Annotated in this window: 16 protein-coding genes and 1 other annotated feature; of the genes, 4 read left to right on the top strand and 12 right to left on the bottom strand. The window is 55.9% G+C overall.

The annotated features are described in order from the left end of the window. Positions 1–74 precede the first annotated feature (74 nt). Positions 75–1505 (top strand): sodium:alanine symporter family protein, encoded by a 1431-nt coding sequence (locus AA74_RS0107535; RefSeq protein WP_025912145.1) that lies wholly within the window; start codon positions 75–77, stop codon positions 1503–1505. Positions 1506–1571: 66 nt separating this feature from the next. Next, the gene (gene yaaA / locus AA74_RS0107530; protein ID WP_021240562.1) at positions 1572–2345 is read left to right on the top strand and encodes a peroxide stress protein YaaA; all 774 of its coding nucleotides are present in this window, start codon (positions 1572–1574) and stop codon (positions 2343–2345) included. Positions 2346–2377: 32 nt separating this feature from the next. Here yaaA and AA74_RS0107525 read toward each other — a convergent pair whose 3' ends face one another. The 7 genes from AA74_RS0107525 to yjjY form a co-directional block, all read right to left on the bottom strand. Further along, positions 2378–2659 (bottom strand): DUF2502 domain-containing protein, encoded by a 282-nt coding sequence (locus AA74_RS0107525; protein WP_025912144.1) that lies wholly within the window; start codon positions 2657–2659, stop codon positions 2378–2380. A gap of 308 nt (positions 2660–2967) precedes the next feature. Beyond that, positions 2968–4254 (bottom strand): threonine synthase, encoded by a 1287-nt coding sequence (gene thrC / locus AA74_RS0107520; RefSeq protein WP_023345407.1) that lies wholly within the window; start codon positions 4252–4254, stop codon positions 2968–2970. A 3-nt stretch (positions 4255–4257) separates the two neighbouring features. Next, a complete protein-coding gene (gene thrB, locus AA74_RS0107515; protein WP_021240567.1) occupies positions 4258–5187 on the bottom strand; it encodes a homoserine kinase in 930 nt (309 codons plus the stop codon). A 1-nt stretch (position 5188) separates the two neighbouring features. Beyond that, positions 5189–7651 carry a bifunctional aspartate kinase/homoserine dehydrogenase I gene (thrA, locus tag AA74_RS0107510; RefSeq protein ID WP_025912143.1) on the bottom strand — a complete coding sequence of 821 codons (2463 nt, stop codon included), beginning with the start codon at positions 7649–7651 and terminating at the stop codon, positions 5189–5191. A gap of 24 nt (positions 7652–7675) precedes the next feature. After that, positions 7676–7793: a sequence feature (Thr leader region), on the bottom strand. Beyond that, on the bottom strand, positions 7732–7800 hold the full coding sequence (gene thrL / locus AA74_RS1000000122715; protein ID WP_015572623.1) for a thr operon leader peptide: 69 nt from the start codon (positions 7798–7800) through the stop codon (positions 7732–7734). Its footprint overlaps the feature before it by 62 nt. 211 nt (positions 7801–8011) lie before the next feature. Next, on the bottom strand, positions 8012–8698 hold the full coding sequence (locus AA74_RS0107505; protein WP_025912142.1) for a tRNA/rRNA methyltransferase: 687 nt from the start codon (positions 8696–8698) through the stop codon (positions 8012–8014). Positions 8699–9097: 399 nt separating this feature from the next. After that, positions 9098–9238, bottom strand: coding sequence for a protein YjjY (gene yjjY / locus AA74_RS1000000123375; protein WP_085928893.1), 141 nt, complete (start codon positions 9236–9238; stop codon positions 9098–9100). A 95-nt stretch (positions 9239–9333) separates the two neighbouring features. Here yjjY and arcA point away from each other — a divergent pair, with 95 nt between their 5' ends. After that, on the top strand, positions 9334–10050 hold the full coding sequence (gene arcA / locus AA74_RS0107500) for a two-component system response regulator ArcA (protein ID WP_003856501.1): 717 nt from the start codon (positions 9334–9336) through the stop codon (positions 10048–10050). Between the two features lie 47 nt (positions 10051–10097). Here the strand turns inward: arcA and creD are convergent, their stop codons facing one another. Genes creD through creA form a run of 4 tightly spaced genes read right to left on the bottom strand, consistent with a single transcriptional unit; the run spans position 10098 to position 14105 of the window. After that, positions 10098–11450, bottom strand: a complete 1353-nt coding sequence (gene creD, locus AA74_RS0107495; protein ID WP_021240570.1) for a cell envelope integrity protein CreD — start codon at positions 11448–11450, stop codon at positions 10098–10100. A gap of 56 nt (positions 11451–11506) precedes the next feature. After that, a complete protein-coding gene (creC, locus tag AA74_RS0107490) occupies positions 11507–12931 on the bottom strand; it encodes a two-component system sensor histidine kinase CreC (RefSeq protein WP_025912141.1) in 1425 nt (474 codons plus the stop codon). After that, positions 12931–13620, bottom strand: coding sequence for a two-component system response regulator CreB (gene creB / locus AA74_RS0107485; protein ID WP_021240572.1), 690 nt, complete (start codon positions 13618–13620; stop codon positions 12931–12933). The genes creC and creB overlap by 1 nt, the downstream gene beginning before the upstream one ends. A gap of 14 nt (positions 13621–13634) precedes the next feature. Beyond that, on the bottom strand, positions 13635–14105 hold the full coding sequence (creA, locus tag AA74_RS0107480) for a protein CreA (protein ID WP_021240573.1): 471 nt from the start codon (positions 14103–14105) through the stop codon (positions 13635–13637). Positions 14106–14316: 211 nt separating this feature from the next. On the opposite strand from creA, the gene robA reads away from it, so the two are divergent. Then, positions 14317–15186 carry an MDR efflux pump AcrAB transcriptional activator RobA gene (robA, locus tag AA74_RS0107475; protein ID WP_008502056.1) on the top strand — a complete coding sequence of 290 codons (870 nt, stop codon included), beginning with the start codon at positions 14317–14319 and terminating at the stop codon, positions 15184–15186. On the opposite strand, the gene gpmB is transcribed toward robA, so the two are convergent. Next, positions 15183–15830 (bottom strand): 2,3-diphosphoglycerate-dependent phosphoglycerate mutase GpmB, encoded by a 648-nt coding sequence (gene gpmB, locus AA74_RS0107470; RefSeq protein ID WP_008502057.1) that lies wholly within the window; start codon positions 15828–15830, stop codon positions 15183–15185. The two genes, robA and gpmB, sit on opposite strands and share 4 nt — an antisense overlap. Between the last annotated feature and the right edge of the window lie 41 nt (positions 15831–15871).

The following is a 15871-nucleotide window of genomic DNA, read 5'->3' as shown; positions in this document are numbered from 1 at the left end:
GCTGCTAAGCAACAGCATGCCCAATCAGTGGTAGCGCTTACATATTCACGTTGGCATCAACAAGAGGGACGTTAATGCCTGATTTCTTTTTCTTTATTAACGAAGTCCTCTGGGGTTCGATAATGATTTACCTGCTTCTGGGAGCAGGTATTTGGTTTACGCTACGCAGTGGGTTTATCCAGTTTCGCTATATTCGCAAGTTTGGCAGAAGTCTGAAAAACAGCGTCACGCCCCAGCCGGGCGGATTAACGTCGTTTCAGGCGCTCTGTACCAGCCTTGCGGCACGCCTGGGCAGCGGGAATCTGGCGGGGGTAGCACTGGCCATCAGCGCCGGTGGGCCAGGCGCGGTCTTCTGGATGTGGATGACGGCACTTCTCGGTATGGCCACCTCCTTTGCCGAAAGTTCGCTTGCGCAACTCTATAAAGAGAAAGATAAGCGCGGCCAGTTTCGCGGTGGTCCAGCCTGGTACATGGCGCGTGGCCTGGGGATGCGCTGGATGGGCGTCCTGTTCTCGCTTTTTTTACTGCTCGCGTACGGTCTTATTTTTAATACCGTCCAGGCGAACTCGGTCGCCCATGCCATGCGCTATGCCTTCTCCTGCCCCGAGTGGCTCGCGGGTCTCGCTTTAGCTTCGATCGTTCTGCTTACCATTTCATTCGGTCTCAAGGGTATCGCTCGCCTGATGCAGTGGCTGGTGCCCATTATGGCGCTGCTCTGGGTTGCCGCGAGCCTGTTCGTCGCCGTATTGCATCTCGACCAGGTGCCGGGCGTGCTTGCCACCATCGTCAAAAGCGCCTTCGGCTGGCGCGAAGTGGCATCCGGCGCGCTGGGCTACACCTTCAGCCAGGCGCTGATGGCGGGTTTTCAGCGGGGCATGTTCTCCAATGAAGCCGGTATGGGGTCAACCCCCAACGCGGCAGCCGCCGCCTCTTCCTGGCCGCCACACCCGGCCGCACAAGGTATTGTGCAAATGATTGGCGTCTTTACCGATACCATTATTATCTGTTCCGCCAGCGCCATGATTTTGCTGCTGGCAGGCCCCGTACCCCACGCGTCGGGAACCGTCGGGATACAGCTTCTCCAGCAGGCGCTGGTGAACCTGACCGGAGGCTGGGGAGCCGGATTTGTCTCGCTCATCCTGATCTTGTTTGCCTTCAGCTCGATTGTGGTGAATTACCTCTACGCCGAAAATAACCTTATTTTCCTGAAACTCGACTCCCGCGCCGCGATCGGAACCCTGCGTCTTGGGGTTATCCTGATGGTGGTAGCAGGCTCCCTGCTCAGTATGCCGCTGGTCTGGCAGCTGGCCGATATCATTATGGCGCTGATGGCAATCACTAACCTCACGGCGATCCTGCTGCTCTCGCCCGTGGTTACCCTGATTGCCAGAGACTATCTGCGCCAGCGCAAACTCGGCGTTCCGCCGGTCTTTGATCCCGCCCGCTATCCCGATATCAAGGCGCAGCTTGCCCCCGGCACGTGGGATGATTTGCCACGGCAATAACAGCTATCGATCAATTCAGGGCGATTTTTTGCTAAAGTCGCTCTAAATTTCCTGCAAGGACTGGATATGCTGATTCTGATTTCACCTGCAAAAACGCTCGACTACCAGAGCCCGCTCGCCACCGAGCGCTATACCCAGCCTGAACTGCTGGACTACTCGCAACAGCTGATCCGCGAAGCGCGTAAGCTCTCAGCACCGCAAATCGCCTCGCTGATGAGCATCAGCGACAAGCTGGCCGATTTGAACGCGACCCGCTTTCACGAGTGGCACCCGGATTTCACCCCGGCTAACGCTCGTCAGGCGATTCTGGCATTTAAAGGCGACGTGTACACCGGCCTGCAGGCGGAAGATTTTAGCGAAGCCGATTTTGATTTTGCCCAGCAGCATCTGCGCATGCTGTCGGGCCTGTACGGCGTACTGCGCCCGCTGGATCTGATGCAGCCGTACCGTCTGGAGATGGGGATTCGTCTGGAGAATGCCAAAGGCAAAGACCTGTACCATTTCTGGGGCGATATCATCACCGATAAGCTGAATGCGGCGCTGCGCGCGCAGGGCGATAACGTAGTGATTAACCTGGCGTCCGATGAATACTACAAGTCGGTGAAGCCGAAAAAGCTGGATGCCGACATCATCAAGCCGGTGTTCCTCGACGAGAAAAACGGCAAGTTCAAAGTGATCAGCTTCTACGCCAAGAAAGCGCGCGGTCTGATGAGCCGCTACATCATTCAGAACCGCCTGACGAAGCCGGAGCAGCTAACCGCCTTCAACAGCGAAGGCTATTTCTTTGACGAAGAAGCGTCGGGGAAAGGCGAACTGGTGTTTAAGCGCCACGAGCAGTAAAAACAAACCCCGCCGGCTGGCGGGGTTTTGCATTAGTGGTGTTTCCAGTCCGGACCTGGACGATGATCGTCATGATGATGGTCATGCTCGCGATGCTCATCGTGAGGACGCCAGCGGTTATCGCGCCAGTCATAATGCGCCTTCCACCAGTCATGGTCGCGCCAGCGGCCACCGTCCCAGTAGTGCCCGTTATTATCCCGGTCGCCAATCTGCAGTTTGACCGCAGGTACGAGGGTAATTTCAGATGCCTGAACCGCCATGGGAGCGACCAGCATCAGTGAAAGCGCAATCAGCGCAGGTTTCAGTTTTGACATCGGTGACTCCTTATTATCGTTGCCCAACGTGGGCCGTTGTAAGGAGAGTACGCGAGGGGAACGGGGGATGTTATTCTCTGCAATCCTAAACGCTAAGTGACCGCATTTATTGAGAATTTCTGCTTTTTCCCTGCTATTTTTCTCCTTAATTTCTTCACAAAAAAAGCCGGGTGGCGCTTCGCTTACCCGGCCTACGGTTTGTTCGTCTTTGTTGGCCCGGTAAGGCGAAGCCGCCACCGGGCAATACAATCACGCACGCGTCATCATCAGTTGTAGGTCGGGTAAGGCGTAGCCGCACCCGACAAAAATCACGCGCGGGTCATCATCAGCTTACGCAGCGCCGCAAAGTCCGCCGGCAGCTCATGGGACAGCAGCGGCAGGTCGGCACGCTCGGCCAGTTCTTTCGGCAGCGGCAGCGTTTCGCCCAGGATCGCCTCCACGCTCTCTTTGAACTTCGCCGGATGTGCGGTTCCCAGGAACAGGCCGTATTCACCCGGATTAAGCTGATCGCGCAGCGCGCGGTAAGCAATCGCCGCGTGCGGTTCAGAGGTATACCCCACCGCCTTCAGCTCGCGCATGGTGGATTTGGTGGTTTCATCCGTCACCGCAGCATAGCCCAGGTCGCCCAGACGCCAGATCTTACGGCGGAACAGCTCTTCCACGCGCGGCCAGTTGTTCGGCTGAGACACATCCATCGCATTGGAGAGGGTCGCCTGCGTGGCGTTCGGCGCCCACTTCCCGTCTTTCAGGAAGCGCGGCACGGTGTCATTGGCGTTGGTGGCGGCGATAAAGCGTTTCACCGGCAGCCCCAGGGATTTCGCCAGCAGGCCTGCCGTCAGGTCACCGAAGTTACCGCTCGGCACGGAGATCACCAGCTGGTTACGCGCGTCCTGCGGCAGCTGCGCCACCGCTTCGAAGTAGTAGCAGATCTGCGCCAGCAGACGGCTGATGTTGATGGAGTTGGCGGAGTTCAGACCCAGCGCCACCTTCAGCTCTTCGTCGTCGAAGGCCTGCTTGACCAGCGCCTGGCAGGCATCGAAATCACCGTCAATTGCCACGGTTTCAATGTTGCCGCCGAGGGTGCAGAACAGTTTCTCCTGCAGCGGGCTGATTTTGCCTTTCGGATAGAGGATCACCACGCGGACGTTTTTCAGGCCGTAAAACGCGTGGGCTACCGCCGCGCCGGTATCCCCGGAGGTCGCGGTCAGGATGGTCACCGGCTTGTCGCCACTGATGTGGGTCAGCATCTGCGCCATAAAGCGGCCGCCGAAGTCTTTGAACGCCAGCGTCGGACCGTGGAACAGCTCCAGGCAGCCAACATCAGGCTCAACCTGCTGAACCGGCGCCGGGAAGGCGAATGCCGCGCGTACGCGCTCTTCCAGCAGCTCCTGCGGAATTTCATCGCCGATAAACGCGGACAGAATTTTGGTGCTGCGGGTGACAAAATCCTGCTTCAGCAGGTCATCAATCTCGGTCAGCTGGAATTCCGGCAGGTCATGCGGGAAAAACAGCCCCTGATTTTTGCCCAGTCCCTGAGTCACCGCCTGCGCGAAGCTGACCTGCTCGTTATGATCTTTAAGGTTGTAGAGTTTCATTAATTATCCCAGTACTCGTGCGCCAGCCGTGTCCAGACGGCAAATATGAACAAAGCCTTCCTGATTTTGCAGGTAGTGTTTAGAGAGCCAGTCCGCCACGCGCTGCGCAGTGTCAGGCTTGTCGCACAGGGCGAACAGCGTCGGGCCGGAGCCGGAGATGCCGCACGCCTGCGCGCCGATATCCATGGACGCCTGTCGCGCCTCGTTAAAGCCGGGCAGCAGCTTCGTGCGGTACGGCTCGGCAATGACGTCCTTCATCAGTTTGGCCGCCAGCTGCGGCTGACGGGTGTAGCAGGCGTGGATAAAGCCCGCCAGATGACGCCCGTGGGCGATACAGTCCTGACGGCGATACTGCGCGGGCAGGATCGCACGCGCTTCCGCGGTTGATACCTTGATACCCGGATAGGCCAGCACCCACAGCCACTCATCAAACCCTGGCACCTGCTGGCTGATGATGCCATTTTCTTCGATCATCAGCTGCATGCCGCCGAGGAAGCATGGCGCGACGTTGTCATAATGAATGCTGCCGGAGATACGCCCTTCCAGCTCGCCCATTAAGGCAAGCAGGCGGTTGTTGTTCAGCGGCTTGCCGCAGTGCTCGTTCATCGCCACCAGCGCGGCGACCACCGAGCAGGCGCTGGAACCCAGCCCGGAGCCAATCGGCATACTTTTTTCCAGCGTCATGGCGACCGGCACGTTTTTACCGATCTCCTGACAGAAACGCTCCCAGCACTGATAGACGATATTCTCGCGTGGCTCAGACGGCAGTTTGCTGGCGAAGCGGCCCACGTTATTCAGGCTGAAGCTGTCTGCCGCTTCCACCGTCACCGTATCGCCCAGCAGCGAACCGTCTACCGGCGTCACCGCCGCACCCAGCACGTCAAATCCGACGCTCATATTCGCGCTGGAAGCCGGGGCATAAACTTTGACCATGTTAAACTCCTAACTTCCATGACAGGGTACGCAGCAGATCGGCAAAGACACCCGCCGCCGTAACGTCGTTCCCTGCGCCATAGCCGCGAAGCACCAGCGGCAGTGGCTGATAATAGTGGCTGTAAAACGCGAGGGCGTTTTCGCCGTTTTTGACTTTGTACAGCGGGTCGTTGCCATCCACTTCGGCAATCTTCACCCGGCACACGCCATCTTCTTCAATGTTGCCAACATAGCGCAATACCTTACCTTCATCACGGGCTTTCGCCACGCGGGCGGCAAACGCGTCGTCAAGCTGCGGCAGCCTGGCCATAAAGGCGCTGACGTCACCGCTGCTGTCAAATTCTGCCGGCAGGACCGGCTCAATCACAATGTCGGAAAGCTCAAGCTCACGGCCCGTTTCGCGCGCGAGGATCAGCAGCTTGCGCGCCACGTCCATGCCGGAAAGATCGTCACGCGGATCCGGCTCGGTATAGCCCAGCTCGCGCGCGGCGCGGGTGGCCTCCGAAAGGCTCATCCCCTCATCCAGCTTGCCGAAGATAAACGACAGCGAGCCGGAGAGAATGCCGGAGAAACGCTGCAGCTCATCGCCCGCGTTAAGCAGGTTCTGCAGGTTCTCGATAACCGGCAGGCCTGCCCCCACGTTGGTGTCGTAGAGGAACTTGCGGCGCGACTTGCTCGCCGCCAGACGCAGCTGGTGATAGTAATCCATCGACGAGGTGTTGGCCTTTTTGTTCGGCGTCACCACGTGGAAACCTTCGCGCAGGAAGTCCGCGTACTGGTCGGCCACCGCCTGGTTCGAGGTACAGTCGACGATGACCGGGTTAAGCAGATGATACTCTTTTACCAGACGGATCAGGCGCCCCAGGTTGAACGGCTCTTTTGCCTCATTCATCTCGGCCTGCCAGTTTTCCAGGTTCAGGCCGTGGACGTTGGTCAGCAGCGCTCTGGAATTCGCGATCCCGCAGACGCGCAGATCGATGTGTTTCTTCTTAAGCCATTCCTGCTGACGCTTCACCTGCTCCAGCAGCGCGCCGCCGACGCCGCCCACGCCAATCAGGAACAGCTCGATAACCTGATCGGTGTTGAACAGCATCTGGTGAACCACACGAACGCCGGTGGTGGCATCGTCGTTATCCACAACAACAGAAATTGAACGCTCTGACGAGCCCTGGGCAATCGCCACGATATTGATATTGGCGCGCGCCAGCGCGGCAAAGAACTTAGCGGAAATACCGCGCAGGGTGCGCATACCGTCGCCCACCACGGAGATGATCGCCAGACGCTCCTGAATCGCGAGCGGCTCCAGCAATTCTTCTTTCAGCTCCAGATAGAACTCTTCCTCCAGCGCGCGGCGGGCGCGAAGGCAGTCAGCCTGCGGCACGCAGAAGCTGATGCTGTACTCGGAGGATGACTGGGTGATCAGCACCACCGAAATACCGTTGCGGGACATGGCCGCAAACACGCGTGCCGCCATGCCGACCATCCCTTTCATCCCCGGACCCGAGACGCTGAACATCGCCATGTTGTTCAGGTTGGAGATGCCTTTCACCGGCAGTCCGTCCTCATCGGTACTCGCGCCAATCAGCGTACCCGGCGCCTGCGGGTTACCGGTGTTTTTAATCAGGCAAGGGATCTGGAACTGGGCAATCGGGGAGATGGTACGCGGGTGAAGCACTTTGGCGCCGAAGTAGGAAAGCTCCATCGCTTCCTGGTACGACATCGACTTCAGCAGCCTGGCGTCCGGTACCTGGCGCGGATCGCAGGTATACACGCCGTCAACATCAGTCCAGATCTCACAACAGTCCGCGCGTAAACAGGCGGCCAGCACGGCGGCGGAGTAGTCGGAACCGTTACGGCCCAGCACCACCAGCTCGCCCTTCTCGTTACCGGCGGTGAAGCCTGCCATCAGGATCATGTGGTCAGCGGGAATTTTGCTGGCGGCGATACGGCGGGTTGATTCGGCAATATCAACGGTGGATTCGAGGTAGTGGCCCACCGCCAGCAGTTTTTCAACGGGATCGATCACGGTCACGCTATGGCCGCGCGCTTCCAGCACGCCGGCCATGATGTCGATAGAGAGTTTTTCACCGCGACAAATCAGCGCTGCATTGATGCTGTCCGGGCACTGACCGAGAAGGCTGATGCCGTGCAGGACATGTTTAATTTGCGCGAATTCTTGTTCAACAAAAGACTTCAGCTGCGCATGCGGGAAGCCAGGCAGCGCTTCTGCCAGGCCTTGCAGTAAGTCAGCGAAGATACGCTCTGCGTCGCTGATGTTCGGAAGTGCATCCTGGCCACCGATGGTTTTTTCAATCATCGCCACCAGATGGTTCGTGATTTTTGCCGGGGCAGAGAGCACGGTCGCAACCTGCCCCTGCCTGGCGTTGCTTTCCAGGATATCGGCAACACGCAGAAAACGTTCTGCATTTGCCACTGATGTACCGCCGAACTTCAACACTCGCATGGTTCTACCTCGTTTCCTTTAGCCGAAAAAAAAGCCCGCACTGTTCAGGTGCGGGCTTTTTTCTGTTTTTCCTGTACGCGTCAGCCCGCATCGTTACCTGTGGTAATGATGATGGTTGTGGTAATGGTGGTGATGCTGATGCGTTTCATGGATGTTGTGTACTCTGTCATTATTATCTGTCTGTGCTGTATTCTTTTAGGGTTAAAGGATCGGGCCCCTTAAGTCAATGGATTTTTAATTTGATCACATTTCGGAAGACTCTCACGTCCCGCTGCGTACCGCTTTATTTTCATCCAATTCCCCCAAACGCAACCCGTTCAGGCAGACTTATTCGCCATAATAAAAACTTATGGCAGTATTTTACTCGGTCAATTTTTTTTCAATATCGTGCAGCAAACGGTGCAACATGGCGGTGTCCCGTTGCTCAAGACGACCAAGACGCTGCTGCAGCCAGTCGGCCATTTTCTGATCGTCCGCGACGCCAAGGCTCGATAACAGCCCCTGCACGCGAGTTCGCAGCGCGGCCAGCTGATTTTCATTTGCCGCTTCTGGCTGAGGTTGAGGGATTTGCATTAGGGAGGCTAATTGATAGCAATAGACCATGACCGCCTGGCCCAAATTCAGGGAAGGATAATCGGCCACCATCGGCGCACCGGTAAGAACGTCCGCCAATTCCAGCTCTTCGTTGGTTAATCCGGAATCTTCACGTCCAAATACCAGCGCGGCTTTCTCCAGCCACTGGCTTTTCTCTTCGAGCATGGGTACCAGTTCAGCAGGCGTGGCGTAATAGTGGAACTTCGCCCGGCTGCGCGCGGTGGTTGCAACGGTAAACGAAATGTCATGCAGCGCGTCGGCAAGCGTAGCGTAAGTGGTTAGATTATCGAGAATATCTCCCGAACCGTGCGCCACCCACCGGGCGGCTGGCTCCAGATGGGCCGTGCTGTCCACAATACGTAAATCGGTAAAACCCATGGTCTTCATCGCACGCGCCGCTGCGCCTATATTTTCTGCTCTGGCTGGTGCAACCAGTACAATCGACAGATGCATTTATGCTCTCTTTTTAATCAGTTAGCCGGTAAAAATGTGATGCACTTCAACATATTACGCAGCGCGAATTTACAAAATTGCAACACAAATCACCGAAATAGCGTTTCATAACAAATTAAAAACGCTAAACTATTCTGTGTCTGAACAATCAGTTAGAATGTTAACAGAACACTATTATCCCTATGTTTTATAATGATAATAGTAACATGAATACTCTATTCTGATTGGATTCGCTTCGTTTATAAATCAATGTCCGCAACTAGTTGGTTTATTGAAAAATTGTGACAAAGGCTAGCATTCGGCTACGATGATTTCATCAAACTGTTAACGTGCTACAATTGAACTTGATATATGTCAACGAAGCGTAGTTTTATTGGGTGTCTGGTGTCACTTAGCCTGTTATGTTGCTGTTAAAATGGTTAGGATGACAGCCGTTTTTGACACTGTCGGGTCCAAAGGGAAAGTACCCAAGACCAAGCTAATGATGTTGTTGACGTTGATGGAAAGTGCATCAAGAACGCAATTACGTACTTTAGTCACGTTAAGCCGATCATGTTAATTTGCGACATGCATCAGGCAGGTCAGGGACTTTTGTACTTCCTGTTTCGATTTAGTTGGCAATTTAGGTAGCAAACATGCAGACCCCGCACATTCTTATCGTTGAAGACGAGTTGGTAACACGCAACACGTTAAAGAGCATTTTCGAAGCAGAAGGCTACGATGTCTTTGAAGCGACCGATGGCGCAGAGATGCATCAGATCCTTTCTGAAAATGATATCAACCTGGTGATCATGGATATTAACCTGCCGGGCAAAAACGGTCTTCTTCTGGCGCGCGAACTGCGCGAGCAGGCGAACGTCGCGTTAATGTTCCTGACGGGCCGTGACAACGAAGTTGATAAAATTCTTGGCCTGGAAATCGGTGCGGATGATTACATCACCAAGCCGTTCAACCCTCGCGAGTTAACCATTCGTGCACGCAACCTGCTGTCCCGCACCATGAACCTGGGCACGGTCAGCGAAGAGCGTCGTAGCGTCGATAGCTACAAATTCAACGGCTGGGAACTTGATATCAATAGCCGTTCGCTGATTAGCCCGAACGGCGAGCAGTATAAACTGCCGCGCAGTGAATTCCGCGCGATGCTGCACTTCTGCGAAAACCCGGGCAAGATCCAGTCCCGTGCAGAGCTGCTGAAGAAAATGACCGGCCGTGAGCTGAAGCCGCACGACCGTACCGTAGACGTCACCATCCGTCGTATTCGTAAGCACTTCGAATCTACACCAGATACGCCGGAAATCATCGCCACGATCCACGGCGAAGGGTACCGTTTCTGCGGTGACCTGCAGGAGTAATCCCGCAGTTAACGCAATAAAAAACGGCGCATTTGCGCCGTTTTTTTTTATTTCCAGATCCGCATCGTATCGTCATCCGGCGATGCAGGTGGCTCAGGCCGCTTCGGCTGTGAAAGTGAATACCAGTCGAGATGTCGGGTCAGGTACATCACGGCGAACAGTGCCAGCGCCAGCACCGCTGACCCCAACAGCAGCGCGCTATCCTCCGAGCGCAGCAAGAACCACATCACCACGTCCAGCCCCAGCAGGGCCAGCACGAACAGCCCGCTACGCTTCCAGCTTTTCAGCACAGCCCGCAGGTACATCCCGTTCATCGCCGCGCCAACCAGACTTGCAACAACCCAGGCTGGCGTAAAGCCGACGTGTTCTGACAGCGCCAACAGCACCAGATAGAACAGCACCAGCGACAGCCCCACCAGCAGATACTGCATCGGGTGTAGGCGCAGCCCGGTCAGAGTTTCGAAAACAAAGAAGGCCATAAACGTCAGCGCAATCAGTAAAATAGCGTACTTTATCGCCCGGTCAGTCAGTTGATACTGATCGGCGGGCGTGGCCACCGTGACGCTGAAAGCGGGGATCGACTCCCACGCCGGAGATTCACTGCCGTTGAACCAGCTCTCAAGGTTGTTCGCAAACCAGCTGCTCTGCCAGTTCGCCTGGAAACCGGAATCACCAATTTTGTGCTTCACCGGCAGATAGTTACCCATAAAGCCTGGATGTGGCCAGTTGCTGTTCAGCGCCATTTCACTGTTACGTCCCACAGGCACCACGGCAAAACTTCCCGTGCCTGCCAGATTCAGCGACATCTCCATGACAAACGTTTTTGGCTCCAGCGCTTTGTCCGTCAGCGGGATATGAATCCCGGAAAGCCCCCCATACACGCCTGAACCCGGCTCTACGCCCAGCGTCTCACCGTTGATACTGGAGACGTTCACCGTGCCAATACCGCGAGCGTCGCCCACGCCAACAACGATAAACGGCTGCCCCAGGGTCATCGCCTCCCCTTTCAGCTGCGTGATTTTTTCGGTGTTGAACCGCGCTTTTATGTTGAGTTTAGTGTTCCAGATCTGCCCGTCATAAATACCGATATTTCGGGACTCAACGTGCTGGTTACCCTCAACCAGCAGAGACTCAGGCAGGATAAAGCGCATATAGCTTTTCTTGTATTCGACGTTCTTCTCATCCTCTAACTTGTAGAAGATCTCCGTCACCGGGATAGCAATCAGCGGGCCGACCAGTTTTTGCGGTCCACTGGTACTCTGGCGAAGCGTATTTTCGACATCGTTACGGTAGCTTTCACGCTCTGAAATGAGGTTACTCACCATAAACAGCGGAACTAACAGCAGCAGAATGCACCCCAGCAGGGTGCTGACTTTCCAGAACAGGGGGGATTTCATCATTACGTCTCCTTTGTGATGAGGAGAGCGTAACCAGGCTGTGTGGGGTCAGTTTGAAGTTATGTGAAGGGACGGTGAAGTCTCAGCGTGGCCATCACGCCACCTTCATCACGATTACGCAATGTAACCTCTCCCTGATGCAGACGCGCCACCTCCTGGACAAACGCCAACCCGAGCCCGCTGCTCTTCAACCCGTTCTCGCGCGGCAGGGAATAAAAACGCTCAAAAATTCGCTCCAGCGCATAATCCGGGATCCCGTTTCCGCTGTCGGTGACGAGAAGCTGTATCTGCCCGTGCACCTCCCGGGCCGCCAGTTCAATAGCACCGCCCTGCGGGGTAAAATCGATAGCGTTATCCAGCAAATTGCCGAGCGCCTGTTCGAGCAGATCGGGATCGCCTTCAACATGAAGCGAAGCGGGCTGGAGGGTCAGCGCAATCTCTTTTGCCGCCAACACCGCCGAGCGCGCATCGGCAAGCCGCGTAAACAGCAGATCGACGCGGACGGTCTGAGGCGTAATCTCGACCCGATTTTCAAGCCGCGCCTGAGTGAGCAGCTTTTCAACCAGCGACTGCATGCGCGCATTTTGCACCAGAATATTATCGATAAACCGCGCGGCAACCTGCGGCGGTGGCTGCTCGGAGAGAATTTCTGCCGCGCCGCGTATAGCGGCGATGGGGCTTTTCAGCTCATGGGTCAGCGCATGGACATAGCGTTCAATGTAGTTTTTCCCTTCAAGGCGAATGCGCATATTCTCCAGCGCCTGGGCCAGCTTGTGCAGTTCGCTGCTGCCAGGATTAGGCAGCGGGAGAGGTGTATCCGTGGTCACCGAGTCGGCATAGCGCGATAACGTACCGATAGATCGATTGATCCACCATGCCACAACGAGGCCAATCAGCAGGGCAATGCCGAGCAGCGCCCCGCCTGCCCACAGTATCCGTCGCTCGCTGCGGTGAATCACCGGCGCCATCGCGCTGTTCGGTTTCCCCACGGACAGCACGCCGATAATCTTGCCCTGATCCACAACCGGCGCGGCAACATACATCACCGTGCTCTCCGGATCGTCGGGATGGCTCTGGGTACTGCGCGCGCCGTATTCGCCGCGAAGCGTCAGCCAGACATCGTTCCAGCGCGAGTAATCTTGCCCCACGGCCAGACCGGCGGAATCAAACACGACGCGGCCCTGCGCATCGGTCATGTAGACGTGATACTCGTTACGCACTTTATGGATCCCGCCGATATTGGCGCGGAAAGGGCGCTGATGAAGCTGGGAAAAGGCCTGTGCCAGCTTGCCCTGCTGCGCATGACCCGAAAGCAAATCATCACGTCCGATTTCGGCCAACAGGGTCGCGGTATCGATTAACGTGCCCTCGGTTGCCCTGCGCACGCCGGGCTTCACTTCCTGAACAAAGATCGACAGCACAAACCACGCGGCAATGGCCACGATGAGGAAATATCCCAGCAACAACCGCATCCCAATGCGCATCAGTAAAGGCCCAGACTGTAGCCCATACCGCGATGGGTGCTGATGGGGGACAGTTCCTCGTTCACCGCCCGCAGCTTGGCGCGCAGGGTTTTGATGTGGGTGTCCACGGTACGATCGAAGCTGTCGCCGTCTTCACCCCATACCTTGTCCATGAGCTGCTGACGCGAAAAGACCCGCCCGGGTGCCTGTAACAAGGTTTTGAGCAGCAAGAATTCGTAGCGGGTCAGGGGCAGTGCTTCCCCGCACCAGCTGATTCGCGCGGCAGGTTCGTTCAGTTCAAACTGCCCGATACGCAACGTTTCTGACGGTACAGCGGATTTTTGCATGCGCCTCAAAATCGTCCGCACCCGGGCGCAGACTTCACGAGGGGAGAAAGGTTTCGCAACGTAGTCATCAGCGCCCATTTCCAGGCCAAGCAGCTTATCGACTTCATCACTGCGCGCCGTCAGAAACAGCACAGGCAGCGAGGGATGCTGCGCCAGCAGCCGACGGCAAAGCTCAAACCCGCTGATGTCGGGCAGTCCGACATCCAGAATGGCGAGCGCCGGAACCTGCCGCCGCGCCTCCTCCAACACGGGTAAGCCGCGTTCAAACGCCTTTACCGCGAATCCTTCCTGCTGAAGCATGTAGATCAGCGTATCGGCGATACTGGTTTCGTCTTCAACCAGCCAGACCACAGGTTGTTGCATGATTCATCCCTGAATTACTGCCACGGCATAATCGGCACCGCGCTGATCGCGTTTTTCGGTGAACCTTCTACCACTTTATCGGAATAGGCCAGGTAAGCCAGCGTATTGCGTTTGGCATCATAGAAACGCACAACCTGCAGCTTTTTGAACACCAGAGAGGTTCGTTTCTGGAATACCACGTCGCCCTGCGCTTTGCCGTTTTTAATTTTATCGCTCAATTCAACCGGGCCCACCTGCTGACAAGAGATCGCCGCATCGGAGGTGTCTTCCGCCAGCCCCAGACCGCCCTTGATACCGCCCGTTTTCGCACGGCTGACATAGCAGGTGACGTTTTTCACGTCCGGATCGTCAAACGCCTCGACCACGATTTTGTGGTCCGGGCCAAACATTTTGAACACGGTGTCGACAGAACCTATCTGTTCCGCCTGTGCCACGCGCCCGGCCATCAACATCAGCGCGGTGAAGAGCAAAGTCTTGTATTTCATATTGTTACCATTCTTTAAAATTACACTGAGCGATTATTCAACACTTTAGACAAAAATGTAGCAAGATCACAGGATTAGAATATATTTACCCATAATGCCCTACAAAAAGCATGAAAGCGCAAAAAAAACACTGAATGCTAAAACATCAAAAAATGCTATTATCCGCTAACCTGTTATCAGGCACCTGCTGTTTTAAGGATGAGGATAGTATATGGATCAGGCTGGAATTATTCGCGACCTGCTCACCTGGCTGGAAGGTCATCTCGACCAGCCTTTGTCACTGGATAATGTGGCGGCTAAAGCAGGCTATTCCAAGTGGCATCTGCAAAGGATGTTCAAGGATGTCACCGGTCATGCTATCGGGGCCTATATTCGCGCACGTCGTTTATCGAAATCTGCTGTGGCTCTGCGCCTGACCGCGCGCCCGATTCTGGATATTGCCCTGCAATATCGTTTCGATTCGCAGCAGACCTTCACCCGCGCCTTTAAAAAACAGTTCTCGTTGACGCCAGCGCTGTATCGTCGCTCGCCTGACTGGAGCTCGTTTGGCATGCGTCCGCCGCTGCGTCTGGGCGAGTTCGCGATGCCGAAGTATGAAATTATTACCCTGCCGGAAACCCATCTGATCGGCACGACGCAGAGCTACTCCTGTTCGCTGGAGCAGATTTCCGAGTTCCGTCATCAGATGCGCGTCCAGTTCTGGCGCGACTTCCTGAGCCACGCACCGGCGATCCCGCCTATTCTGTATGGTCTCAACGAAACGCACCCAAGCCAGGAAAAGGACGACGAGCAGGAGGTGTTCTACACCACCGCGCTGACGCCAGAGATGGCCAATGGCTACATTCAGGGTTCAAAACCTGTCGTGCTGGAAGGCGGTGAATACGTGATGTTCGCCTATGAAGGGCTGGGAACGGGCGTTCAGGAGTTCATCCTGACCGTTTACGGAACCTGCATGCCGATGCTGAATCTGAATCGCCGTAAAGGTCAGGACATTGAGCGCTACTACCCGGCGCAGGATGCCAAACCGGAAGAAGGCCCAATCAATCTGCGTATGGAATTCTTGATTCCGATACGTCGTTAACGCTGCAGTTCGTCAAGCGCAGGGGCATCGAGATGCGAAATGTCCCCTGCCATCTCCACCACCCAACCTGACGCCAGCCACGCGCTTTCCTGATAATCAATTCGGGAAATAGAGCAGTTGCGCAGACGCAAACGGCGCTCAGCGTAAGCCGGTAGTCCCAGAATGGTGCTCACCAGGCATCCCAACGCAATCCCATGACTCACCAGCAGCGGACGGCTTCCTGCCGGGAGCTTCAGGCATTCCGCCAGGGCGGCATGCATACGTACGCTGAGCTCCTGCATGGATTCGCCCTCAGGAATACGGCCATCTTCGGTACCGTTTACCAGCGTGCGGCGCCAGCCCTCTTCCGTTTCCGTCAGCGTATCGATATGGCGTTTTTCCAGCACGCCCATATCCAGCTCGCGCAGGCGCGGCTCAAGCATGACGTCACAGCCGCAGGCGTCTGCGATGATGCGCGCCGTCTGCTGTGTGCGACCTAAGTCGCTGGTGATGACGTGAGTAATGCCCAGCGTTCTGGCGCGTTCCGCCACCTGCCACGCTTGCTGCACACCCTTCTCAGTGAGAGGACTGTCTGACTGGCCTTGAATACGTCGCTCGGCGTTCCACTGCGTTTCACCGTGGCGAACAAGGTATACCTGTAACATGCTTTTTTTCCGTTATACTGCGATGAGTTTTTTTTGAATCG

Origin of the sequence: Enterobacter sp. 5-4 (genome assembly GCF_000612205.1) — a bacterium.
Taxonomy (GTDB): domain Bacteria; phylum Pseudomonadota; class Gammaproteobacteria; order Enterobacterales; family Enterobacteriaceae; genus Enterobacter; species Enterobacter roggenkampii.
This window is presented reverse-complemented; position numbering and strand designations above follow the sequence as displayed.